Source organism: Virgibacillus sp. 6R, from assembly GCF_001895305.1.
Lineage (GTDB): Bacteria > Bacillota > Bacilli > Bacillales > Amphibacillaceae > Virgibacillus > Virgibacillus pantothenticus.
In genome coordinates, this window is the sequence record NZ_CP017762.1 from 948,127 (window position 1) to 972,890 (window position 24,764).

Below are 24,764 nucleotides of genomic sequence, written 5' to 3' on the forward strand. Positions count from 1 at the left end.
CCCCCTAATCTCGCAAAGCTCTACCAGTAAGATGAAGAAATACATCTTCCAGTGTTGGCGTTTTTATATGAACAGAGCAAAGTTCTAAGGAGCATTCCTCAGCTAATTTAATTAAATCTGTAAACATATTAACCTCTTTTGCTACCATGATCGTTATTTGCTTATCACTTGCGTTCATACTATTTATCAGTGGGTGTACCTTAAGTTCATGGATAAATTGGTCAGTTAGGCGGTTAGCCTCAATGACAATCGTTTTTTCACCAGATAAAATTCGGCTAATTTCTTCTTTCGTCCCAGCAGCAATGAGGTTTCCTTTATCCATAATATATATACGATCACATAAAAACTCGACTTCCTCCATGTAATGACTCGTATAAAGTATCGTAACGTTCTTTTCTGCATTTAATCGCTTTACTGTTTCAAGAATATAATTCCTTGATTGTGCATCAATCCCAACAGTCGGCTCATCCATTACGATTAACTCCGGCTCATGCAATAAAGCTACACCTATATTTAAGCGTCTTTTCATTCCACCGGAAAATTTCTTCACGACTTCTTTTCTTCTATCCGTTAAACCGATCGTTTGCAATACATCATCGATGCGCTCTTTTAATTTTGCTCCTTTCAACTGATAAATTCTTCCAAAAAATTGCAAATTCTCTTCCGCCGTTAAATCTGTGTATAGAGCTATTTCCTGTGGGACGATACCAGCTATCTTTCGAAGGGGCTCTGGTTTCTTCAAAATACTCTGACCTTTAAAATAAACCTCCCCTTCTGTTGGTTCCACTAATGATGACATAATAGAAATGGCTGTTGACTTACCGGCGCCATTTGGGCCAAGCAGTCCAACAATCTCGCCGCGTTCAATTAACATATTCATACTCTTAACAGCATATTTTTGTTTAAACCTTTTTGAAATGTTTACTAATTCAAGCATAGCCTCTCCTCCTGTATTTAGTTTACCGATTATTTTTCAAACTTTGCAGTACCTACAGTCATTAAAGCAAAAAAAATAAAGTGACGCAGGTCACTTTCTAAAGGGAGGTGTAGGTATTTTTTATAAAAATTGTTTTTAGTCCAAGCATACAATGTAAAGAAACCCTATGGATGCTCTTGCAGCTTTGCAGCTAATCTTCTAAGACTTCAATATGTTAAATCATGCTTTACTGCGAAAATGGCAAGCTGTGTTCGATCTCGTAAATTTGTCTTTTGTAAGATTTGCGTTAAATGATTTTTAACTGTTCCAATTGATAAATGCAAAGTTTGGGCAATTTCCTTGTTTGTTTTACCTTCTCCTACTAATCTCGTAATTAATAACTCTCGATCTGATAAAGAAATGGATAAATCAATTTTCTTTTGTTCCATTCCCTTTAATAATCGCGGCATAACTTTGGCAGCTACTTCATCATGAATAGTCATCCCACCACGCATACAACTGTGGACTGCTTCTATTAATTTCTTTGATTCTGTAGTTTTAAGTAAAAAACCATCTGCACCTTCCTTTAAAGCAGATAAAGCATATTCATCATCATTAAATGTTGTTAGCACTAAGATTTTAACGGATGGCCACTTCTGTTTAATGATTCTAGTTGCTTCAATTCCATTCATTATTGGCATCCGTACATCCATCATTACTAAATCCACAAGATGCTGTTCAAGAATTTCAATTGCTTCTTTTCCATTTTCCGCTTCATGTGGAACATTAATTCGCTCGTCTTGCTCCAAAATGATTTTTAAGCCTTGTCGAACTATGACTTGATCCTCAACGATTAGTATCCGCCACATGATATTCTTTCTCCTTTACGCCACAAGGAATTGCTCCTGTAACAACAAAATCCTGTTCCGTTTGATATATATGTAAACTACCGTCTATTTCTTTCATTCTTTGCTTCATATTTGTCAAACCAAAACCGTCATGCAAATGCCGTGCTTTATGAATTCGATTTCTTATCTCAAAGGTAACATCGCCAATTGCTGATTGTCCCAAAACTACTTGAACTTCTCGATAGGGCGAATGCCGCATGGCATTTGTTAAAGCTTCCTGTATAACTCGGTATAAAGTAATACTTTGCTTATTCTTGAGCGAAATCGATAGTACACCTTGTTTGAGGGTAAATTGCACCATTAATTGACTTTCTGCTTCTAATCTTCGAATTAGCTGAACGACAGATGCTATTCCCTCTATTTCTTCATTCTGTAATGCTCTCACAGCTTCTCTTGTCTCTTCTAACGCCTCTTTTGCCATTGGTTTTAATTCCTCATAATCCTGTTCCTTTTTTTGAATAGATAGTATCTCCATTTTCATCATTAGAGCTGTCAAACGATGACCAACAGAATCATGAATATCTCGAGCTATTTTAGTTCTTTCTTCTAATCGTGCCGCTCGCTCAGCCGAAGCATGCATTCGCTTATTTTTTCTGAACTCGCCAAGAAGCTGTTCATACATATGCCGAAGTTCTGTTCGCTCTGCAGTTAAGCGATTGCTCGATAGGACAAGAATAACAAAGAAAATGTCTAAAATCATAACTTCTATCACATAGCTTCCGACAAGAACGGAGTAAAATACCGTTATAATCAGATTAAAACACAGATAGCCACTTAGCTGACGTTCACTTAGCCTGAAAGCTGCATCAACGATAAGAAAGTACAGATATAACAGAATAAAAAAATCATCTGTACCGACAGCGGTTATGTGTACTACAGATAAAAGAGATAACGCAACATATATATAAATACTATGCTTTTCAAGCGATAATAGACAGAATAAAGCAAAAGAAACTGCAAATAAACTTATACTAAATGGAATAAAGCTACTGTCAAATAAAATAACAATGATCCATAGACAACTAAATAAGCTAATTCTTCCGAAAAATAATGCCACTGCTTCCCCGACCTTTCTTCATCATGCGGTTTTCAAATGCAAAGTGGGGGCTAACAGCAGCTCGCATTCCCCCCTCTGCTTTATTATCCACCTGTATCATCTACAGTTTTTAACAGCAATGAGGTTTAATGAAAGCAGTAACTCTTCGACCGTTAGAAAGGCAACAACCCTGCTTTTCCCCCTCGGCATTTGAAACAAAAACGAAGTCCTTTTAACAATTCGCCCTATGTTATGATCATTATTATTATCTTAGCAAATAATGCTCTTTTGGAGAATAGCAATTCGGTCATTTCACTTTCTGAATGGTTATTTTCCAGCTTGTTCCTGTTCCTATATGGTAGGCTTTGGCAAATGAACCTTGATTTAGGGCAACAGCTACTTTATCTAAGGAATTAACATACAATAATGATTCTCCTAAATGAGTTTCAGCAAATGATCGCGCGAACAACATCTTATTTTTGTACACATCTTTCTCATGGTGGGAAATCTTAACATGTAACTCATCCCCATATTGACATCCTGCCTCTATCAATAAGCTCCGGTCTATATTTGTCCACAGATTACCAAACCGCACATCTAATATATCGATACATCCACGTACTTTTCCATTATTATTGCTAGCCTGCTCCTTAGCTAAACAAACGAGCTGAGCAACTTCCAGTTGGGGACCTACTTCTTCATAGGGAATCACCCTGGCAGCTATTCTTGCAGCTGTATATGCATACACATCTCGTCCGTGAAAGGTATGAGACTCACCAGAACGTGGCAGACGATTTATTTTTTCATCGATGATACGAGCTTCTTTTATGCCCATATGAGCTTTTACGTGCGTAAGCGTTCCATTATCTGGTGTCACAATATATTGGTTTGCATTCGTCTTAACAACAACGCTTAATCGTTCTGTTCCAACACCAGGATCGACGACAGATACAAATACTGTTTCCTCCGGCCAATACGAAATCGTTTGGTATAAACGGTAAGAAGCTTCCCAAATATTATACGGAGAAATATCATGTGTTAAGTCAAAAATTTGAACAGATGGGTCTACTGATTTAGCAACACCATACATGGCGCTAACCGCACCATCACTTAAACCAAAATCTGTTTGCAATACGACATGTTTTAACATTTTCATTCCTCCAATAGTTTGATATAGTAGTATTTCTTTGCAAATTTATATAGTACTATTCCTTCATTTTCATGTTTGATTAACAGCTATATTAAAGTGATCTACACAAAAACCACGCCCCTATCTTAAATGGATAAGGACGTGGTTTTATTTACGTGGTACCACCTTATTTTACTATATATTCACATATACAGCCTCTATAAGTACTCTTGATTTACAAAGGTAGCCACTTAGAAGTGGTAACATCACCGTTTGCAATGAACAATTCATACTTTGGTTATGATAACGGGCACCACCCCGTCGAAGCCTACTAATCATTAGGGATACATTCAGCACGAAGCTCATAGAGGCCATTGTTCTGATTTGTCTTTTAACTTCTTCTCAGCATTCGAAGCTCTCTGGATAAAATAAACAAATCTTACTTTTCCTCTGTCATCGCTTTTTTATTTATCTTACATGTAACTTCCAGACAAAAGCAAGGTGCGATTCACCTCATTCTGTCGATTATACGAATATAAAAATCCACTGCTCAAATTTAGTTTGACAATACATGATTACTACTATTTATAGCCTATTTTCCTAGTAAAATCAACCTTAATTTGAGGTTAAATGAATAACATTGCTTTAGAAGCATATAACTCAGGTTTATAGCCTACAGAAAACAAGCGAAGACTAGGGAATATTGCTTAATTGATTGAAAAATGAGAATATTATACCATTTCCTAATTATTTCCACAATTATAGTACGTATTATAGTATAATGGAGAGGACAGGTTATGCAGAGGGGCTAAGGAAGCTAATACTGCTTCTTCATGCTTGGCGACTGGTAATCCCTTAGAGAAAGGGGCTGAAACAAATTGATACCAATTGACAAGACGCTTGAACTGATGTTTTCGTTCGCTACGCTTGTATTGTTAATTGTAAATAGCCGAGAAAGCAAGTAAAGCCACTCTGCCGATGGAGTTCATAAAGGATGAATAGCGCCAATGTTATATAGTTATGATATCCTGTAACGAAGTCGCCGCTCCTTGCGGATAACCGTCGTCGGAGTCGCAAGTTGCCGCTTGCGACTCCTTTGCCGCCCCCGTCCTCTGAAATAAAGAGAAACAGCTACCCGCCCCTCTTTCTTTTTAGAAAAACTTGGCTTGTCGCCAAGTCTTATGGCGGAAGCCTTTGTTTTTCTTATACTATAAACCAAAAAAATCTTATACTTTCCTATAGTGTGAAAAAGAACTTTAGCGCCTGAAAACAACCAATCTTATCATATTAATGGTTTGCTGTAGTTATTCGTATCATTTTTAAAGTAATTAGTTAGACCTACTACATATAGTATACCCTATTTTCCTTCTTATAATCGACAAAATTAGCGACGTTTTTTCCTCGAATTTAAGGTGACATAAAACCGCCACAATTAGATAAAAGGAAGCCTAAGCGGCACAACGCCACCTAAATTCCTGTTCGTTGAGTTATATGATGTCGTTCTCCGGAGGCGTGACACGTAGAAAAAGTTTCTTTTTAATAAGATAAGAAAACATAAAAAGAAGTGCTTGGGGATAACGAAATAACCGACTAGCCACGTCCGGCGCATGAGCCCAGCAACGATGCGACTTTAGAAATGCGCCCCACGATAAGTCACCACGGCTCGTCACTAAGAGGAAGGCCGACTAAAAACGGGCTTGCCGCCCAGACGTCGGCATACCCCTGTTTTAGTGGCATGATTCCTTTATCTCCGTCGATTCGTTCCATTCGCTACGTTGCTAAACGGGCGCTTGCACATTTGTTCAGACAAGAAAAGCTATGTCAGCGACGCATCGCACGCCAAAAGCGTTTTTCTTTTCCCAGAAAACTTAGGTACTTAACCTTTGTTCTATTTTTCAATAGTAAGAGGGTAAAAAACGCCCATTAATAGAAGTTTTACTCCATTCGAACTACACTATTTGTCGATATAGTCCAAGATCACTTTCCATTCCTCTACTTTTTCTGTAAAAGTCTTCGTGTACCTTCCTGGAATCGGGCTCGTAGAAGGAAGCTTCACAATATCTACAGACGCTAAAAGCTCAGACCTAAAATATTTATTTAACAGTTGATACGATTTCCCTCCGTTACAAGCTATTAGCTTAATCGAGGGATACACCTCGATTAGTGCAGGGATATCATTAGGGATTTCATCTTTAATATTCGCATCTAAACTTCCTTTCCGGTAACAGCTTCCCACTGTATCCCAAAGTGCTAAGCCATGTTTTTTACAAAAATGAAGCTTTTGCATATAATTCGTTACCACCGGTTCTTGAAATAAGGTAAACAGAATATCCCAAAACTGATTCCTGGGATTTCCGTAGTATTCTTGTTTTTCCAGCGATTTCTTTCCGGGCATTGAACCGAGGATAAGCACTCGGGGTGTTTTTGGTAATACAGGTTGAAAAGATGTTAGCTTATCCATCTAAATACCTCCCATTAACTAGAAAGTGAATCTTCCATCAGTGGGGTGTTTTCATTCATCCCCCACGGCTTGTTAGCACCGTAATGGTATGACCTAAAGGCCACTTACGAAATAGGGCATTTAAGAGCTGTTATCTCCTACTTAGACTTGTTGCATGTAGCGTACAGATTATCCAACTACGGAAGTGGGAGTCTTACAGCGCCTTATATACGGGATAAAATTATCTTTAAGAATAGTTCTAATAATTGTGTTCCACAGCTCCCATTGGATTTAAACTTCACTTTGTCATCATTAATCTTGCTTGTATCATTCTTGTTTCTCTTTTTTACCTTTATTGGATATTTTTTTGGTTTCAATAATGAGCTTTAATTTCTCGGATAATACATAAACATACGATGTAAATCTTTCTCCTAAACTATCTTTTAGAAATAAACCTAAAGAAAAAATTAAATACAGATGGATAACTACAATAATAAAAGCAAATACATTCCCATCCCACAATTGAGTCAAAATATACATGAGCCCATTCATATCACTCGGTTTTCTTATAATAAAAAGAAAAGCAGCAAGCGGTGAGGCAATCGTCAAGATAATCGACATATAAACAAAGGGTATCCACCGATCGCGAAAGTTATGAATCAACGAAAGCAACAATGTACTAGCTATAAAGATAGAATAAATGAAGACTGGCATGGCTGAAAGCAACTTCATGGTACATCACCTCTTTAACACAGGTTTCATATTTAGCAAGTTCCCTAAATACTGTTATTTTAACCTTCTATTCACATCATACACGAATATCATTTAATATGCTTCACTAGCATAGCTCTACACAATATTATATGAAAATTACGTAGATTAGAGCAGAGGGATCAAACGATAGGATAGTTGATTCAACCCTGCTGTTGTAGATGGCATCATAACCATGGAAATACCAAACATTCGGATCGCAAAAACGATAGTTAAATAAATAAACGACGTATCTGAAGATAAATTTGTATACAGCAATGACGTGACAGTTAATAAGAACAAACCTGTAATCACTAAGTACCTTGCTCCAAACCTGTCAAATATCCGTCCGTTAATCGGCGACATGATACCCATCAATAAAGCTCCTGGTAAAAGCATCAAGCCTGACTCAAGCGGAGTGAAGCCTGCCATATTTTGCATGTAAATGGGCAAAATCGTTTCTGCAGAGATTAAGCCAATAAAACCGATGATCCCAATAACCATCGTGATCGTAAATAGTTTATTCTTAAACACTCGAAATTCCAAAATAGGTTGTCTGAGTGTAAACTGTCGCGTAATAAATATTGTCAATGCAATAACACCGACAACTAATGAAAGGAGAACCCTTCGATCAGTCCATCCAAAATTTCCAGCACTACTAAATCCATAGAGAATCCCTCCAAAACCAAGGGTAGAGAACAAAGGCGCAGGGCGCCCGTTTAGCAACATAGCGAATGGAACGAATCGACGGAGATAAAGGAATCACGATGAGGTAACGAACCGATGATGACTTATCGTAGGGCGCATTTCTAAAGTCGCCTAGTTGCTGGGCGCTGAAGCCGGACGTGGCTATTCAGTTATTCCCTTATCCCAAAGCAACAAATTTTATACTTTCCTATCTTTAAATAAAATCGATAAGCTATCGACTTTTGGATAGGTTTGTTTCGTTATATTTTTCATAACAAAATAAGCAACAATGACATTTATGATAGCTAATGGTAGCACGATATAAAAAATAGACCTCCACTCGAAGTGCTCTAATAACCAGCCCGAGATTGATGGTCCTAAAGCTGGAGCAAATCCGATCACGAGCCCAACCATCCCCATAGCAGTACCTCTTTTTTCGATTGGAAAAATAAACAAAAAGGATCGTCATCATAAGCGGCATCATGACTCCAGCGCCGGCAGCTTGAATGACTCTTCCCGCCATTAGCAGAAAAAAGCTTGGCGATATGGCACAAATCAATGTCCCAACTGAAAATGTTCCCATTGCTGTAATAAATAATTGTCTCGTCGTGAATGTCTCAATTAAAAAAGCAGTAATGGGAATCATAATCCCATTTACGAGCATAAAAATCGTTGTTACCCATTGTGCTGTACTCTCCGTTAAATTCAAATCTTGCATAATAGGAGGTATAGCAGTTGTAAGGAGTGTCTGATTTAATATGGCTAAAAAAGCACCCGTGATCAGCACCATCACAATTGGTAGCTTATTTATATTTTCAACATTATTTACGGATTGACGTACCACTCTATTCCCCCTTTCACTTCTAAAACAAATGAATACGAATCATCTAGAAAAGTATCTTTTATTCTATCATAAGTCAATTGGAATATAAATAAGTGCACAGCGCTAAGTTGGCTAGAAGAAAGCGATCAGATACAGGAAAATGTTGTACAACTTAAACCATAAGGAGTGTGCACAGATCAGGATAGCCAAGAAATGGATACTTAATCAATGCTATTGATTTTCAAAACGCTAAAAAGCAAGCGGATAAGACCATTTCATTTATCCCCTTGCTTAAAGAAGTATTTACATTTTTTTGCAAACTCTAATAACCAATTGCTTACGACAAGCCGTTTAGCCAAACTCTTCTAACAACCTTGCATTATACGTTAGATTTATGCCTTTTGTTCGTGAAGAACGATATGCTTATTTTCTTTTCGATATGGAAGCATATGAAATAAAATATTTAAAACAATCGCGGTTACACTTCCTGCTACGATACCGTTACTCGTTAAAATTTGGATACTTTCAGGAAAATTAGCAAACAGTTCAGGAACCACAGTTACACCTAAGCCCATCCCTACTGAGCATGCCACAATCATGGCATTTTCAGACGATTTCATAATCACTGGGCCGAGCATCTTGATTCCTTGCGAGATAACCATACCAAACATTGCAATCATCGCACCACCTAATACAGGCGTTGGAATAATCGTAGTTAAAGCAGCAATTTTAGGGATAAAGCCGAGTGTCACAAGCATACCCCCAGTAATCAAAATAATGCTTTTCTTTTTAACACCGGTCATTTGGATTAAGCCAACATTTTGTGAAAAAGCTGTGTAAGGAAATGCATTGAAAATACCGCCTAATAAAATAGCTAACCCTTCCGCTCGATAGCCATTTGCTAAATCGTCGCTTTTTATGTTTCGTTCTGTAATATCTCCTAAAGCAAAATATACGCCTGTTGATTCAACCAATGATACAATCGCCACTAAAATCATGGTTAGGATGGCAGACCATTCAAATGTTGGCGCTCCAAAATAAAATGGCTGCGGTAAATGTAAGTAAGAGGCTTCTTGAACGGCTTGGAAGTCCACCAAACCTATCATCCCAGCAGCTGCTGTTCCAACGATTAAGCCTATTAAAATAGCAATAGATTTCATAAACCCTTTTGCAAATCGATATAAAATAATAATAAATAATAACGTTCCAAATGAGAGACTAATATTAGCTAAAGAACCGAAATCACTTGCTCCTTGACCGCCTCCCATATTGTTAATCGCTACAGGAATAAGCGTAATCCCGATAATCGTTACAACCGAGCCTGTAACGACAGGAGGAAAGAACTTCACCAATTTGCCAAAAATACCACTTACAGCTATAACAAAAAGTCCCGATACAAGAATGGCTCCATAAATAGCAGTCACACCATAACGACTGCCAATTGCTATCATCGGACCAACTGCCGTAAATGTACAGCCTAAAACGACTGGCAGTCCAATTCCGAAAAAACGGTTCTGCAATACTTGTAAAATGGTAGCTACGCCACACATTAAAATATCAATAGCTACGAGATAAGTCAGCTGTTCTGATGTCAATCCAAGTTCGTCACCGACAATGAGCGGCACCAAAATCGCTCCTGCATACATCGCCAAAAGATGTTGTAACCCTAAGGCCGCGTTTTTCATGCTAGTTTTCCTCCTCTATAAAGGTGACATTTCCCTCAGATAAATGCGCGATCCTTGCAAGTGACTCTACACGATAGCCAGCATTGCGAATCATTTTGCCTCCGTCTTGGAAGCTTTTTTCAATAACAATCCCAATTCCAGCAATATTTGCACCAACTTGCTTTAAGATATCAATTAAACCGAATACCGCTTGTCCATTAGCTAAAAAGTCGTCAATAATTAAAACCGTATCGTCTTGATGAATAAATGATTGCGAAATAGAAATTTCATTTGTTTCTTGTTTCGTAAATGAATGGACTTTTGCTGAATAAAGGTGGTCTGTTAACGTTAATGATTTGCGTTTTCTCGCAAATATAACTGGTGTTTTTAGTATTAAGCCTGCCATTACTGCTGGTGCGATTCCTGAAGATTCCAAGGTCAAAATTTTCGTTATTCCGACATCAGCAAACCGATCGGCAAATTCTTTACCAATATCCGCCATTAATGCGGGATCAATTTGATGATTTAAAAAAGCATCTACCTTCAAAACCGAATCGGATAATACCTTTCCTTCTGCTAAAATTTTCTGTTTTAAACGCTCCATGATGTTATGCTTCCTTTCTGAGTCATTATTGATACAACAGTTTCCATGTTTCACAAGACAACGCTACTGAAAAATAATTATTTCGTTGCACACACTAACTTTAGACCGTCTTTTTAAGTACAACAAAAAACTCGAAAACCCCTGTTCCGCAAGCCAAACTATGAACGGAAACTGATTTTCGAGTAAAAGGCAAAAGAACCGTATTAGGAATAAATACAATTCAGATCAGTTATTTTCATAGTCGGTTTATTTACGGTAAACCGGTAGAAACTCGCAAGCCCTATTCTTGCTATTATATGAAAACCATATTTTATTGGAATGTAACTAGTATAGCATTTACCAATGAAGAAACAACCCCCCCCTCAAATTAAACTAACATTATTATTATTCTGATAAAAAACACCGTTTTTAGTGGGATTTTCATGCACCCATTAATAATCGTTACTTGTCCAAAGGTGTAAGATCTCCTAAAGAACTTTTTTCGAGGGCAGTTAGACTACGCGCTTAAACTTGGCGACATGGGGGTTGATCCAGCTCATAAACTAACCAGCAGGGAGAAAAAATGGGTTATCGTTTCTCCAAAAACTCTAACCGGTTCCCAAATGGATCAAAGATATAGAAACGTTGAAAACCAGGCAATCGTTCGTCTTCCACAATAGGAACACCGTGATCTCTTACATGTTTTTTCAATTCGACCAAATTCCTTACGTAAATAGCAGGATGAGCCTTTTTAGCAGGTGTAAAGTCTTCTTCTACCCCAATATGCAAATGAACATCTCCCGATTGCACCCATATACCGCCATTTTTTTGTAAAGCTTGGGGTTTAGCGATTTCTTGAAAACCTAAAAAGGTAACATACAAATCTTTCGCCGTTTGTTCTTGATCTTTTGGTGCAGCCAGCTGCACATGGTCCAGTTTTTCATAATAAAATGCCATTTTATCCCCTCCTACCTTTAGTGTAAGGTAAAATGACATCGTTTTCTAATAATCTTTTACTATCCATTCCTATTATGAATTCTTATCTTTTTCCTTTTAAATCGTAGCCATTCAAAATCGCTCCAAAGAAATCTGCTAAACTCATGGTAGGCATTTAACTGGTTTTTGACCATCATTCAAGCAGCTAACAAGCAACTCAATGCATCTTTTGGCCGAAGCCAAGTGAGATAGCTTTTGCGTAAATACCTCTAGCTACAGCTAAATCAAAATAGGCGGTCCCGACCGACTTAAAAAAGGTAATCGCCTCATCAGACGGACGAATCAAATTTGGGTATTCGATCAACTCATTTAATTGCGCAGCAACATTTGAAAAGCTCCAATCACTCTGTTCCGCTGCATAGATTAATTCTCCCGCTTCTTCTTTCGCACTCGCCAAGTCATCCACCACGATTTGATCAGCTTTTGTGATCGTCTCTACATCCACCTCTCTCATCGTAGGAAGAAAGGACCCGACCCCATTTATATGTGTGCCCGGCTGAACGTCCTTCCCATTAAACACAGGAGTATTTGATCTTGTACTACAGGCGACAATATCAGCTGATTGCATGACATCTTGAACATCTTGCACAACCTGAATTGGGATCGTTACTCCCCAGGCTTGCAATTTTTCTTTAAAGTACACTGCTCTTTCGAATGTACGATTAAATAAAATAATATCTTTTATATCTCGAACAGCTAACACACCTAATACTTGTTCAAAGGCCATGGAACCAGTACCGATAACCCCTAGAGTTTTAGCATCAAGGCGCGCCATCTTTTCCGTAGCAATTCCACTTAAAGCTCCGGTCCGTAACCTCGTTAAGAAAGACGCAGTCATCAAACAAATATGTTCTCCGTTTGTAGCATCTGTAAGCAGTAATACACCTTGTGTAGTCGGTTTTTGCTGTTTTGGATTCTCTGGAAAAATACTTACTACTTTTACAGAAGCAATCTCTAATGATAAATCCGCACTCGGCATGTACAAGCCAGAAGCATTATATTTCGGTATCTCAATAACTATCCGAGACGGATTCTCAATCATTCCATTATTTTTTGCTTGCAATCCCTGCTTTAAATCTCTAATAGCATCCTGCATAAAATAATGGGTCTGAATTTCTTTTTCCGATAAAATTAACATAAAACAATCCTTTCATTCTCGATTAACAAAAGCGCGGGGCGCCCGTTTAGCAACGTAGCGAATGGAACGAATCACCGAAAAATAAAGTGAACCTTCAATCAGCGGGGTTTTCTTCATCCCTGCTGATTGTTAGTACCACCAGGGTATGACCTAAAGGCCCTTGAACGAATCGGGGATTTAGGTGCTGTTACCTCCCACTTCGACTTGTTTAGCTTACCGCTTCCATTCTTGAAGTGGGAGTCTACAACGCCTTTTTACGGGATAAAGGAATCATGCCACTAAAAACAGGGGTATGCCGACGCCTGAGCGGCAAGCCCGTTTTTAGTCGGCCTTCCTCTTAGTGACGAACTGATGAGGACTTATCGTAGGGCATTTCTAAAGTCGCATCGTTGCTGGGCGCTGAAGCCGGACGTGGCTATTCAGTTATTCCCTTATCCACAAGCACCTAATTTTATCGTTTCCTATACACATAAAAAAGGAAGCGAACAAGCTGTTTTTTGTAACATTCTTACTTTTATCGCAGCGGTGTTTTGTGCTATTATCAAGCTTCTGGAGCACCTCTTTTCAACCTATCCGGGCTATTTTTTAAAGATCCCCTTCAACACAAATGCTACATTAGCTGGGCGTTCTGCTAAACGACGCATATTATAGCCAAACCAGTCATCTCCATAAGGTAAATATATTCGAACTTTATAGCCTTCCTGCAACAATCGCTCCTGCAGCTCGAGACGAATTCCATACAGCATTTGAAACTCAAACTGTTCACTTGGTATATCATAAGTTTGTTCGAGTTCTTTCGTGTATGCAATAATATTATCATCATGTGTGGCTATTGCAGTATAATTTCCATTTAACAAATTTTGCTTAATTATTTTTTTATAGTTTTGATCTACATCGGCTTTGTCTGGAAAAGCAACGGTTTCCGATTCTTTATACGCACCCTTCACTAACCGTAAATACGGATTATATTCGTTTAACGCTTGTAAATCTTCTTCTACACGATACAAGTAAGCTTGCAATACCGTTCCTAGATTATCAAATTCCTGCTTTAAGGTTGTAAAAATCTTTAATGTTTGCTCTAACCGCGCATAGTCTTCCATATCAATCGTTACTGTAACCCCTTGCTCTCTTCCTGCTTGTAATATTTTGCGCATGTTCTCCATGACAAGTTCATGCGATATATCTAGCCCAAGTGACGTCAGTTTTAAAGATAGTTCCGCTTGTAATTGTTCTTTAGCAATTACTTTGATAGCCGTGATGCATTCTTCCGCAGACTGTTTCGCTTCAAATTCACTATCAATAAACTCGCCTAAGTGATCAACAGTTACAACAAACCCTTTATCATTTAAAGCTTTAATTTTATTCGCTGCTTCGTGAATATCCACACCAGCTACAAACCGGGAAGCACCAAAACGAAAGCCGTATTTTTTCGCCGCTTTTGTAAGCGTTTTATTATTTGATAGAAATAAAAAGAAATTCCGCATTATTTGCTCCATATAATCTTACCTCCCAACTATCCCCAAACTTTTTATAGAGGTTGTTCAAAAAGTAAGCTAAAAATGACACATCGCTGTTGCCAGTTAGCCTGCTTCTCCGTTCCTGGAAAGAGAGGGTCACCCTTTTCCTACGTGAGAATGGTTTTCGAAGAAGCTTATACTTGTAGCCATGTATTTGCATACATATCTGATCTTCTCCTAAAACCTTCACATCTTGTAGGCAACATAGAGGTCAGTATATCCTGTACAAGCGCGCTACTTGAAAAACTTTGCGTCTTGAACTTAGGGCGCCAGGACGTTTCTAGTTTCGGTTTCTAAACAGGACAGGGAAACTTCGGAGTCGTCGGATCACGCAGATAAAGTTATTTCTCTTTTTAAAGGATATCTGAGGACATTAACAGACCTCTGACCTATTTGCCTTTTTGAACTCATACGTTTAGATAAAATTTTAGCGTTATAGCAGGATAGTGCCAGCTTTTTAATATAAGAATAAATTTTCCATCTAAAGGACTTAGACTCCACGGTTTGTTCACACTGTAATAGGCGTGACCTTAAAGACCTTTGCATAGAAATGGGATTTGACTTGCACTTGGATAATCAACTCTCGCCCTCTAGAATGAAAGACCAGGCCTTCCTTCCAGTTATATAATGGGGTAAAAGCTATCTCCCTCTGGTTGCGACTATTGGTGCAATCAGAGGGAGATATTATTATTCTATTTTGGAAAGTCCCTTATTTACTTTCCCCCCGCTGCTTTACCCAGTTTAAAACATTTCCGAAGTTGTTTTCCCTTGCATGTGGTGAATCAAGTAATCTGGTCCTCCTGCTTTTGAGTCCGTTCCAGACATATTAAATCCGCCAAATGGTTGATAGCCTACAATCGCTGCCGTACAACCACGGTTAAAGTATAGGTTTCCAACATGGAAGTCTTCTCTAGCCTGCTCTAAATGGGCGCGATTGTTTGTAATCACCGCTCCTGTCAATCCATACTCGGTATTATTCGCAATCTCTATCGCTTCTGTAAAGTTCTTCGCCTTTGTTAGCCCAACAACTGGCCCGAATATTTCTTCCTGCATAATTCGAGCTTTTGGATCTACATCTGCAAATACGGTTGGCTTGATGAACCAGCCTTTGCTATCATCGCCTTCTCCGCCAGCTAGCAGTTCTCCTTCTTGCTTGCCAATATCGATATAGCTCATTATCTTATCATATGCTGCTTGATCAATAACTGGTCCCATGTAATAGGAATTATCATGCGGATCGCCTACGGTTGTTTTCGCCGCTAACTCTGCAACACGTGCTTTCACTTCGTCATATACATTCTCATGGATAACAGCACGAGAACAAGCAGAACATTTTTGACCTGAGAAGCCAAAGGCAGACTGAACAATAGATTGAGCTGCTAGCTCTAAATCGGCCTCGCTGTCCACAACAATGGTATCTTTTCCACCCATTTCGATAATCGTTCGCTTTAGCCACTTCTGCCCTTCGTGTACAACGGCTGCACGTTCAAAAATACGTGTCCCTACTTCACGTGAGCCTGTAAAGCTTACAAAACGAGTACGGGGATGATCGACTAAGTAATCCCCGACCTCTTTCCCAGACCCGGGAATATAGTTAATCACACCCGCTGGAAGACCAGCTTCTTCTAATACTTCCATAAATTTATATGCAATAACTGGTGTCGCACTAGCTGGTTTTAATAATACCGTATTTCCAGTAACCATAGCAGCAACAGTAGTTCCCGCCATGATAGCAAATAGGAAATTCCACGGTGAGATAACAACACCTACGCCTAATGGTATATAATGAAATTGGTTATGTTCAATTGGACGGCTATTGACTTTTACACCATCTTTTAGTTCAAGCATTTGTCTGCCGTAATATTCCAAAAAGTCAATCGCTTCAGCAGTATCTGCATCAGCTTCTTTCCACGGTTTACCGCCTTCTTTTATTAAATGCGCAGTAAATTCATGTTTTCTGCGACGAATAATAGCTGCTGCACGAAATAGCAAATCAGCTCGGAACTTCGGATCGGATTTACGCCATGTTGTAAATGTTTCATCTGCTACTTGCATTGCTTTTTCAGCCAATTCTTGATTGGCTTTGGAAACATAGCCAACTACTTCATCTTTTTTCGCAGGATTTACAGAAATAATTTTTTCCTCTGTCGTAATGCGTTCGCCACCAATAATTAATGGGTACTCCTTGCCAAGGTCTTTCTCTACTTTTTCTAAGGCTGCTAGCATCTGCTGTCTGTTTTCTTCGACTGTAAAATCTGTAAACGGCTCATGCTTATAAGGTACTACCATCCAAAAAAACCTCCTCAAAAATCATTCTCCCTAAACACAGGAAGCGTTTTCAATTATTTTAAAAAATTCCTGCTAAAAACCATAACCTTGGATACTAAAATTTGAAAACGATGAAGATCGCTTCCACCTCTTATCCGCCTTTGGACAAAATGATTCACTATGTTCGATGAACGGTAGGTTCAAAAGTTCGATACTTTCTCCCGTACAATATAGTGGAAACGATAGTAATTTTCAAAAATTTTACCCTAAAACTATTTAAGTATTACTTAAATTATGGTTAACTAAATTATATGATAGTTTCAGCTTTTTCGTCAACTCATTCTGAATGATAATCAGGATCGGTTTTCTACTCAAAACGTTAGCCAAAAGTGAAATTTTATTTATCCCGCATATAAGGTGCTATAAGACACCCACTTCAAGAGTTGAATAAACCTGTACTGCCACAAGTCTAAGTGGGAAATAGCAACACCTAAATACCCTATTTCGTAAGCGGACTTTAGGTTTTATACCATTAAGGTACTAACAATCAGTGGGGGATGAATGAAAACCTCCACTGATTGTAGATTCACTTTATTACAAAGTCTATAAAATCACAGTGCTAAAGAAATCTAAATAGATTAAAGGAGGCTAATCCATGACACAAACCACACATATCGGAAAAAAAATAAATGAACTACGCAAACGAAAAAAAATAACGTTAAAAATTATCTCTCAGCAAACTGGATTATCGATTAGCTTTTTATCACAATTAGAGCATGGAAAAACATCTGCTACTTTAGAGTCACTTAAAAAAATCTCCGAATCGTTAGGAGTAAATCCTAGTTATTTTTTTAGTGAAACAAACGAAAAAACTCGTTCTGCTATTACTAGAAATATTGTAGATACGACAAATTTAACAGAGAATCGCTTTATTTATAAAGATTTATCTGGTGGGATGAAAGATCCGGCGTTTATTCCAAATTTAATTATTCTTGATCCAGGGGCAAATCGCGGAAATAATTTTTCACATAAAGGTCAGGAATTTTTGTACGTATTAGAAGGTACCCTGACGATTGAGGTAGATGATTACGTAGATGTTTTACAACCATATGACTGCGTATTTCTCGATTCTTCCAAACCACATTATTGGTATAATAAAACGGATAAGCCAATCAAATTTTTATGTATATCTTCAACCGACTAAATATATTTCAGTGAAACAAAAGCTTGAATACTTACAAAAGCTAACGTTACATGCATTTTCTTCCCCTTTTTCATGGCTCCAAAATAATCCACAATGCTACCCACTAGAACGTCGGGGTAAGAAATGATGCAGCTGAGCTTTTGCTTCACTGATTTGTTACAGATTATTATCAATGAAAATGGTCAGCACTCGTGCTGGCTCATTATTGACTGGAATAAACAAATGGGGTTTATCCCCTTTAAAATAGGCACTATCGCCTTGTTCCATATAGTGTTTTTTACCTTCATAACGCAAATGGATAGCGCCTTCCAAAACATAGATAAATTCATCTTGGGAATGGGTATAAGACTCTTCTCTCACATTCATATCTCTTGGTGTAACATGAACAATGGTCGGCTCAACTCCTGTAAACTGGGAGCGATTAGCCAGCAATTCATAGGAATATCCCATGTTATCGTCTCCCACCTTAAATTGTCGTTTGTTGCGAGGAAGTAGTACGAGATCACGATCTTCGTGATCATCTAGTAGCCACGATAACGGAACCTTTAATGCTTCACTTATTTTAGATAATGTAGCAATCGCTGATGCTGTTTGCCCATTTTCTATTTTAGATAGCAAACTTTTTGATATGCCACATTCATCTGCAACCTGTTGCTGTGTTTTCTTTGCCCGTAAACGCATTTGTTTTATTTTTGCACCAATATTATTCAGATTTATGATAATTCTCTCCTTCCACTTTTTAGTCCCTATCATTTTGAGGTTGTACGAGTTTGCAAAAGCAATCATTGCTATATTTATTAAATTTTAGTACAGATGCAAGCTTTCAATAGAGCAGTTATCGAAAGTTTTCGTTATCGTTTGCTATACTTTTAAATATATTTAATCATAGAATAGAAGAAAATGGACGTCAAATCTTACTTTAAATTTTTGCCTGCTTTATCATGCCCTATCTGATAAAAGTTCTAGATAAACAAAGAAGTTAGGTTGTCCGTTTCTGTGACATCCTAACCTCTTTGTTTGCTACATTATACTAATTCATACACTCTAGCTTCATATGGTTTTAACTGAATATGATTGATTGAATCAGCTGTTTCCCTAGCATAATTGCCAAGCAGCAGTTTGCCATTTCTTGATTTAACAGTCTCAGGTAAAACAAACTCCGTTTCTTCAGCAAATAGATTTGTAATGATTAATACTTGTTGATTAGCTTGCGTTCTTGTATAAGCATATATTTGATTGTGGTCTTCTAAAATAAGGTCATAACGTCCATAAACAAATATGTCATTTTCCTTTCTTAACTGAACCAATTTACGATAATAATGATAGATCGAATTTGGGTCAGCTAGTTGATCTTCGACATTAATTTGCTTATAGTTTGGATTCACCTTAAGCCATGGTGTTCCTGTAGTAAAGCCAGCATTTTCATGGTTACTCCACTGCATTGGTGTTCTTGAATTATCGCGACCGTTTTTCCAAATAATTTTCATAATCTCTTCGTGACTTTTGCCATTTTCCAGCTCTTCAGCGTATAGATTTTTGATGGAAACATCATTATAATCTTCAATAGAATCAAATTGCACATTGGTCATACCGATTTCTTGACCCTGGTAAATAAATGGTGTCCCTTGCATCAAGAAGTAAAGTGTAGCTAGACATTTTGCAGATTCCTGCCAATACGCTTTGTCATCTCCCCAAGTAGATACAGAGCGAGGCTGGTCATGGTTTTCTAAGAATAAAGCATTCCAACCCTTCTGTTCTAAACCTTTTTGCCATTTTGTTAATATCTGTTTCAAAGCGTGAATGTCTAAACCACCGGAAATGCTTTTGCCCCAAAGATCGAGATGTTCAAATTGGAACACCATATTGAATTTCCCTTGTTCTTCACCAACCCATAAATGCGCGTCTTCGATTGTAACACCATTTGCTTCGCCGACAGTCATAATATCATAGTTCGCAAATGTTTCTTGTTTTAATTCTTCTAAAAAGGTATGAATCCCTTCTTGGTTCATGTGACCTGCGAATGAAGGTGCATATTTTTTGTTCTCTGGATTTGGTACATCCGGAAAACCTGATTTCTTTTTAATATGAGAAATAGCATCAACACGGAAGCCATCAATTCCTTTATCGAGCCACCAGTTAACCATATCATATAAGCTTTGGCGTACTTCTGGGTTTTCCCAATTTAAATCAGGCTGTTTTCTTGAGAAAACATGTAAATAATAGGCTTCTGTTTTTGCGTCATATTCCCATGCAGACCCGCCAAATATAGAAGCCCAATTATTTGGTTCCTGACCATTTTTGCCTTTATGCCAAATATAATAATCCCGATATGGGTTATCCCTTGATGATCTGGATTCAATAAACCAAGGGTGTTCGTCAGATGTATGGTTAATAACCAAATCCATAATTAGCTTCATCCCACGTTGATGAACTTCTGCCAATAATTGATCAAAGTCTTCCATCGTACCAAATTCAGCCATTATTGCTTGATAATCACTAATATCGTAGCCATTATCATCATTTGGCGATTGGTAAACGGGGCTCAGCCAAATAACATCAATGCCCAAATCCTTTATATAGTCCAGCTTATTAATGACACCTTGAATATCGCCAATTCCATCGCCATTGGAATCCATAAAGCTACGTGGATAAACTTGATAAGCGGTTGCCTCTTTCCACCAAATTTTTTTCATCGCTGTCTACTCCTTCTTCGATTTGCTTTTTATATTGTTAGTTATTAAAATATTAAAAATCTATAAAGTTGAATCTTAAACCAATGGAGGTTTTCACTCATCCCTCACTGATTGCTAGTACCGTAATGGTATAAAACCTAAAGGCCGCTTACGAAATAGGGCATTTAGGTGCTGTTATTTTCCATTTAGACTTGTGGCAGTACAGGTTTATTCAGCTCTTGAAGTGGGTGTCTTATAGCACCTTATATGCGGGATAAATTAGATCCGTTTATTGTCACTTCAATACTTTACAGTTTATCTTTCCTCCCTTACAACACAATAGTTGCCTCAATCCCAAAATGATCAGAAATAATTGGCAAATTTGATCCATTAAAAACGACTTGGGAACGAATAACGTTTACCTTCTCAGAAGAAAAAATATAATCAATGCGCTTTTCCGGATTGCTATTTGTCCAGCCTGCAATATCCCCCTGTACAGTGATACCAGCATCCTTTTCTTTTGCCAATTGATACGTATCGTAATAACCTAGCTGTTGAATATAGTCATATCCTTCATTTTCTGCTGCAGCTTCATTATTAAAATCACCAGCTAAGAAATGGGGGCGGCCATTAGAGACACAGTGTACCAATTGATCCATTTGCCTCCGAAAAGGCTCGGACTCATCATTCCACCACCCCATATGACAGGAATAAAAATCAAGCACTTTTCCGTCTATATCAATGGTCATGCCAACTGCTTTCCGAGTTTTCCAATAGGACAGATCTTCACTCTCGCTTACAAAAAATGACTGCTTGCTGATCACCTTGTGCTTCGTTAATAAAGCAATTCCTTCTTCATACTGGTCATAGGCGATATGTGCATAGTCCCAGACAAATTCATAAGTGGATCCTAACGCTTGTAATTCCTGCTGTAACAAAAGAATAAAGTTATCTTCTTTTAACTCTCCGCTTATACGCCTAGCTGCAATGGACTGACTTACTTCCTGCAATGCAATTACATCGTAGAATTGTTTATGAATCGTTTGTGCTAAAATAGCCAGTTTTTCTAATTGCGCTTCTTCCTGCCAAGAATGGCAATTTAACGTTAATATCTTCACGATTCATCCTCCAAATAATCCTGCACTTTCGATTTCAAGACATCCGCTTTAGGTCCATATATAGCTTGAATGCCCGTTCCTTTTACGACAAGTCCCAGTGCGCCTGTTTTCTTCCAATCAGCTTCTGGAGCAACTTGTTTTACATCTTTCAATGACACACGTAAGCGAGTCATGCATGCATCTACCTCTTCAATATTTTCTTTACCACCTAACATATGAACAATCGTAATTACTTCTTCATCCCCTTGTTGAGCCGCTCCTTTTTTACCATTTGCGCTCGTTGTTGCAGTATCATCATCCGAATAATTTCCAGCTCGTCCAGGCGTCGATAAGTTTAATTTCTTGATGAAAAAATAAAATAAGAAATAACTAAATACGAAAAACACAAGACATGTGAGTACAAAATTGATGACATCCCCAAGAAGTCCTGCATTTATAGCCATTGGTAACCGTGTAAAAAATTCGACTAAACCAAAAGAATGCAAACGCAAATGGATCAGATCAGCAACAGCAAAACTTAATCCTGCTACAACAGCATAGACAAAATAGAGTAGTGGAGCTGCAAACATAAACATAAATTCAAGCGGTTCTGTTACACCGGTAATAAATACAGCAATACCCGCAGAAAAGAACATGGATTTATATTTTGCAAGCTTGTCTTTATCCACATTACGATACATCGCTAATGCTGCACCCATTAACACAGCTGTCGATAAAATCATTTGCCCCATCTTAAATCTAGCTGGGGTCACGTCTTGTAACAAACTATTATATGCTTCCATATCTCCAGCAGCTTTTAAATTAACCAAATCAGATACCCAAGCTAACCATAATGGATCTTGACCAGCTACGGTCTCACCTGCTGTAGCCCCTGTCAAAACCGTATACGTCCCACCTAGTTCGGTATAATTGATTGGAACAGTTAACATATGATGTAAACCGAATGGTAGTAAGAGACGTTCGAGCATCCCCATCGTAAATGGCGCTAAGAACGGCGCTGAATCTTTCGAGCTTGCAAGCCAAATCCCAAAATCATTAATTAATCCTTGGATAAATGGCCAAACAATTGACATAACAAAAGCGATGATAACAGACCACAGGATTACTACAAAAGGAACAAATCGCTTGCCATTAAAAAAAGATAAAGCTTGTGGTAATTTACTATAATTGTAATATTTGTTATAAATGATCGCCCCGACAAATCCCGAAATAATCCCGATGAATACTCCCATATTTAGCGCTGGAGCCCCTAGAATGGTTGTAAAGTAATTATCTACAACGAGCTCACTGCCAAACAGAGACTTGACCGTAGCTTCCGTTTCCGTAAACATATCATTTGTTACACCAAAAACGACACCAGTAATTCGGTTCATTAAAATAAATGCGAGTAATGCTGCAAAAGCCCCTCCTGCTTTTTCTTTCGCCCATGCTCCTCCAATAGCAACTGCAAATAATATATGTAAATTATTTATAATCGCCCAACCTATGTCTTCCATCACTTTACCAGCAGTTAGAATAAACGAAATATCTCCAGTCATCGCAAGAACTTTTCCTAGTGAAATCATAATTCCAGCAGCTGGCATAACTGCAACTACAACGAGCAGCGCCTTTCCTAATTTCTGCCAGAAATCAAATGAGAACATCTTCTCCATGTTGCCTTCCCCTCTCCATGGTAATAAAAACAGCCATTTTGTGCAATCGTTTTCCAGAGTCACATTGACTTACATACACTTAAATTATTTGTAAATTCTTAATAAACAGCTTAATAATAAGCTCAAACTTTACTGTTTATAAAACTATCTGCATTATTTGCGCAAACGATTGCACCGGACGCAGTACCATCATATAGGAGAAAATAAATTAGGTCAATACCTAATTTAATTATTTTTAAATAGAAATTAGTAGACTGCTTGGAGAGAGAATAAAAAATCCGCCGTTTTCGTAAATTGTAGTAATGAAAACTACAACGAAGAAACGAAGGAAATGTATTTTTCATTCGTGCCATCCAGTTATAAACTAGCAAATTTTACGCTTCTTTACATGCCCAGGCATCAATTTCAACTTTAAATTGAGGTGCTGCTAAAGCAACTACATACACCATCGTAGTGCAAGGCAGATGGTCCTCTAAAAAATCACTTATCACTTTTTTTCGTTCTGTGGCATCTATTTCTCCGACTAAGTAAAATACCAATTTCGTAATATCTTTTATTTCCATATTAGCTTTCAATAAATTATTTTTTATATTTTGAAATGTCAATTTCAATTGTTCTAAAGGATTCTCCGGGACATTTCCATCTACATCCATACCTAATTGTCCAGAAATGGTTAACCACCTCATCGGGTTTGAAACTTCGATTTGATGCACATAAGGCGCCACGGGAGAATGAACACTTTTTGGATTTCTAGCGGTTTTCATACTATTATCCTTCCTCGTATATTATATTTAGACGTTATTATTTCGCCCATTGTTTGTTACATTTTAATTTGTTTTACTGCTTGAGAATTTTATACGTGCGTTGAACTCGTCCCTTTACACTACAGTGACGCTTTCCTCAGGTCTTCTTGAGCCTCCTCACTCGCAAAAAGCGCTCGTTGCGGGGTCCGGGGGCTCATGCTTTTCCCACAGGAGTCGACGCCTTGCGTTCCAAGCTACTTATTACCTGCGCATGCTATTACTGGATATGTCCATTTCTTGGACGCTTCTAAGATGTTCCTAAATTATGGTCTTAGGATCATTTAGGACAATTTTTTTCCTCCTTGTGGGTTTGACCACATTATAAAGACTGTTTCCCAATGTGCGTTTCGACCTTCATACACGTAGGCTGTGCACCTTGATGATTCGAACTTGGATGGTAGTAGCGTAGATAACTGAAGCTTAAATAGCTTTCATATCCTTTCATCAATTTCAATATTTT

The 24,764-nt window shown here is 38.0% G+C and carries 19 protein-coding genes, 1 pseudogene, 1 riboswitch and 1 other annotated feature; of the genes and pseudogenes, 1 reads left to right on the top strand and 19 read right to left on the bottom strand.

What is annotated here, in order from left to right; all coding sequences use genetic code 11:
* Positions 1-4: 4 nt before the first annotated feature.
* From BKP57_RS04385 to pruA, 14 genes and pseudogenes are all read right to left on the bottom strand, one after another.
* A complete protein-coding gene (locus BKP57_RS04385) occupies positions 5-937 on the bottom strand; it encodes an ABC transporter ATP-binding protein (protein WP_050350172.1) in 933 nt (310 codons plus the stop codon).
* A gap of 206 nt (positions 938-1,143) precedes the next feature.
* Positions 1,144-1,785, bottom strand: a complete 642-nt coding sequence (locus BKP57_RS04390; RefSeq protein ID WP_050350171.1) for a response regulator transcription factor — start codon at positions 1,783-1,785, stop codon at positions 1,144-1,146.
* Positions 1,763-2,881, bottom strand: coding sequence for a sensor histidine kinase (locus BKP57_RS04395; RefSeq protein WP_072741047.1), 1,119 nt, complete (start codon positions 2,879-2,881; stop codon positions 1,763-1,765). The genes BKP57_RS04390 and BKP57_RS04395 overlap by 23 nt, the downstream gene beginning before the upstream one ends.
* A 286-nt stretch (positions 2,882-3,167) precedes the next feature.
* Entirely contained in the window at positions 3,168-4,010 is an 843-nt protein-coding gene (locus BKP57_RS04400; RefSeq protein ID WP_072741048.1) for an SAM hydrolase/SAM-dependent halogenase family protein, read from the bottom strand.
* Between the two features lie 132 nt (positions 4,011-4,142).
* Positions 4,143-4,455, bottom strand: a binding site (T-box leader).
* A 1,488-nt stretch (positions 4,456-5,943) separates the two neighbouring features.
* Positions 5,944-6,450, bottom strand: a complete 507-nt coding sequence (locus tag BKP57_RS04405; protein WP_050350167.1) for a DNA-deoxyinosine glycosylase — start codon at positions 6,448-6,450, stop codon at positions 5,944-5,946.
* Between the two features lie 306 nt (positions 6,451-6,756).
* Entirely contained in the window at positions 6,757-7,161 is a 405-nt protein-coding gene (locus BKP57_RS04410; protein ID WP_050350166.1) for a hypothetical protein, read from the bottom strand.
* Between the two features lie 147 nt (positions 7,162-7,308).
* A complete protein-coding gene (locus tag BKP57_RS04415) occupies positions 7,309-7,908 on the bottom strand; it encodes an MFS transporter (protein WP_083547186.1) in 600 nt (199 codons plus the stop codon).
* A gap of 177 nt (positions 7,909-8,085) precedes the next feature.
* A pseudogene (locus tag BKP57_RS21600) lies at positions 8,086-8,656 on the bottom strand (MFS transporter); the annotation flags it as partial.
* 425 nt (positions 8,657-9,081) lie between these two features.
* Entirely contained in the window at positions 9,082-10,374 is a 1,293-nt protein-coding gene (locus BKP57_RS04430) for a nucleobase:cation symporter-2 family protein (RefSeq protein WP_050350165.1), read from the bottom strand.
* A gap of 1 nt (position 10,375) precedes the next feature.
* Positions 10,376-10,957, bottom strand: a complete 582-nt coding sequence (locus BKP57_RS04435; protein ID WP_050350164.1) for a xanthine phosphoribosyltransferase — start codon at positions 10,955-10,957, stop codon at positions 10,376-10,378.
* A gap of 218 nt (positions 10,958-11,175) precedes the next feature.
* Positions 11,176-11,277: riboswitch (purine riboswitch) on the bottom strand.
* Between the two features lie 247 nt (positions 11,278-11,524).
* Entirely contained in the window at positions 11,525-11,893 is a 369-nt protein-coding gene (locus BKP57_RS04440) for a VOC family protein (protein ID WP_072741051.1), read from the bottom strand.
* A 196-nt stretch (positions 11,894-12,089) separates the two neighbouring features.
* A complete protein-coding gene (locus BKP57_RS04445) occupies positions 12,090-13,070 on the bottom strand; it encodes an ornithine cyclodeaminase family protein (RefSeq protein WP_072741052.1) in 981 nt (326 codons plus the stop codon).
* 578 nt (positions 13,071-13,648) lie between these two features.
* On the bottom strand, positions 13,649-14,566 hold the full coding sequence (locus BKP57_RS04450) for a proline dehydrogenase family protein (protein ID WP_050350161.1): 918 nt from the start codon (positions 14,564-14,566) through the stop codon (positions 13,649-13,651).
* 762 nt (positions 14,567-15,328) lie between these two features.
* Entirely contained in the window at positions 15,329-16,876 is a 1,548-nt protein-coding gene (gene pruA, locus BKP57_RS04455; protein ID WP_050350160.1) for an L-glutamate gamma-semialdehyde dehydrogenase, read from the bottom strand.
* A gap of 634 nt (positions 16,877-17,510) precedes the next feature.
* Here pruA and BKP57_RS04460 point away from each other — a divergent pair.
* Positions 17,511-18,059, top strand: coding sequence for a helix-turn-helix domain-containing protein (locus tag BKP57_RS04460; protein ID WP_050350159.1), 549 nt, complete (start codon positions 17,511-17,513; stop codon positions 18,057-18,059).
* Positions 18,060-18,215: 156 nt separating this feature from the next.
* Here BKP57_RS04460 and BKP57_RS04465 read toward each other — a convergent pair whose 3' ends face one another.
* From BKP57_RS04465 to BKP57_RS04485, 5 genes are all read right to left on the bottom strand, one after another.
* A complete protein-coding gene (locus BKP57_RS04465; protein ID WP_050350441.1) occupies positions 18,216-18,812 on the bottom strand; it encodes a helix-turn-helix domain-containing protein in 597 nt (198 codons plus the stop codon).
* 272 nt (positions 18,813-19,084) lie between these two features.
* Complete coding sequence (locus BKP57_RS04470) at positions 19,085-20,752, bottom strand: glycoside hydrolase family 13 protein (RefSeq protein WP_050350158.1); 1,668 nt, start codon at positions 20,750-20,752, stop codon at positions 19,085-19,087.
* A 308-nt stretch (positions 20,753-21,060) separates the two neighbouring features.
* Positions 21,061-21,849: an endonuclease/exonuclease/phosphatase family protein gene (locus BKP57_RS04475; RefSeq protein WP_050350157.1), complete on the bottom strand. Its 789-nt coding sequence runs from the start codon at positions 21,847-21,849 to the stop codon at positions 21,061-21,063.
* Complete coding sequence (locus BKP57_RS04480) at positions 21,846-23,501, bottom strand: PTS transporter subunit IIBC (RefSeq protein WP_050350156.1); 1,656 nt, start codon at positions 23,499-23,501, stop codon at positions 21,846-21,848. Before BKP57_RS04480 ends, BKP57_RS04475 begins: the two co-directional genes overlap by 4 nt.
* 374 nt (positions 23,502-23,875) lie before the next feature.
* The gene (locus tag BKP57_RS04485) at positions 23,876-24,265 is read right to left on the bottom strand and encodes a RidA family protein (protein WP_072741053.1); all 390 of its coding nucleotides are present in this window, start codon (positions 24,263-24,265) and stop codon (positions 23,876-23,878) included.
* Positions 24,266-24,764: the final 499 nt, after the last annotated feature.

Excerpts from the sequence above, each read along its gene's own strand:
- BKP57_RS04385 (WP_050350172.1), bottom strand. The coding sequence starts at position 937 with ATGCTTGAATTAGTAAACATTTCAAAAAGGTTTAAACAAAAATATGCT.
- BKP57_RS04390 (WP_050350171.1), bottom strand. The coding sequence starts at position 1,785 with ATGTGGCGGATACTAATCGTTGAGGATCAAGTCATAGTTCGACAAGGC.
- BKP57_RS04400 (WP_072741048.1), bottom strand. The coding sequence starts at position 4,010 with ATGTTAAAACATGTCGTATTGCAAACAGATTTTGGTTTAAGTGATGGT.
- BKP57_RS04405 (WP_050350167.1), bottom strand. The coding sequence starts at position 6,450 with ATGGATAAGCTAACATCTTTTCAACCTGTATTACCAAAAACACCCCGA.
- BKP57_RS04410 (WP_050350166.1), bottom strand. The coding sequence starts at position 7,161 with ATGAAGTTGCTTTCAGCCATGCCAGTCTTCATTTATTCTATCTTTATA.
- BKP57_RS04415 (WP_083547186.1), bottom strand. The coding sequence starts at position 7,908 with ATGTTGCTAAACGGGCGCCCTGCGCCTTTGTTCTCTACCCTTGGTTTT.
- BKP57_RS04430 (WP_050350165.1), bottom strand. The coding sequence starts at position 10,374 with ATGAAAAACGCGGCCTTAGGGTTACAACATCTTTTGGCGATGTATGCA.
- BKP57_RS04435 (WP_050350164.1), bottom strand. The coding sequence starts at position 10,957 with ATGGAGCGTTTAAAACAGAAAATTTTAGCAGAAGGAAAGGTATTATCC.
- BKP57_RS04440 (WP_072741051.1), bottom strand. The coding sequence starts at position 11,893 with ATGGCATTTTATTATGAAAAACTGGACCATGTGCAGCTGGCTGCACCA.
- BKP57_RS04445 (WP_072741052.1), bottom strand. The coding sequence starts at position 13,070 with ATGTTAATTTTATCGGAAAAAGAAATTCAGACCCATTATTTTATGCAG.
- BKP57_RS04450 (WP_050350161.1), bottom strand. The coding sequence starts at position 14,566 with ATGGAGCAAATAATGCGGAATTTCTTTTTATTTCTATCAAATAATAAA.
- pruA (WP_050350160.1), bottom strand. The coding sequence starts at position 16,876 with ATGGTAGTACCTTATAAGCATGAGCCGTTTACAGATTTTACAGTCGAA.
- BKP57_RS04460 (WP_050350159.1), top strand. The coding sequence starts at position 17,511 with ATGACACAAACCACACATATCGGAAAAAAAATAAATGAACTACGCAAA.
- BKP57_RS04465 (WP_050350441.1), bottom strand. The coding sequence starts at position 18,812 with ATGATAGGGACTAAAAAGTGGAAGGAGAGAATTATCATAAATCTGAAT.
- BKP57_RS04470 (WP_050350158.1), bottom strand. The coding sequence starts at position 20,752 with ATGAAAAAAATTTGGTGGAAAGAGGCAACCGCTTATCAAGTTTATCCA.
- BKP57_RS04480 (WP_050350156.1), bottom strand. The coding sequence starts at position 23,501 with ATGGAGAAGATGTTCTCATTTGATTTCTGGCAGAAATTAGGAAAGGCG.
- BKP57_RS04485 (WP_072741053.1), bottom strand. The coding sequence starts at position 24,265 with ATGAAAACCGCTAGAAATCCAAAAAGTGTTCATTCTCCCGTGGCGCCT.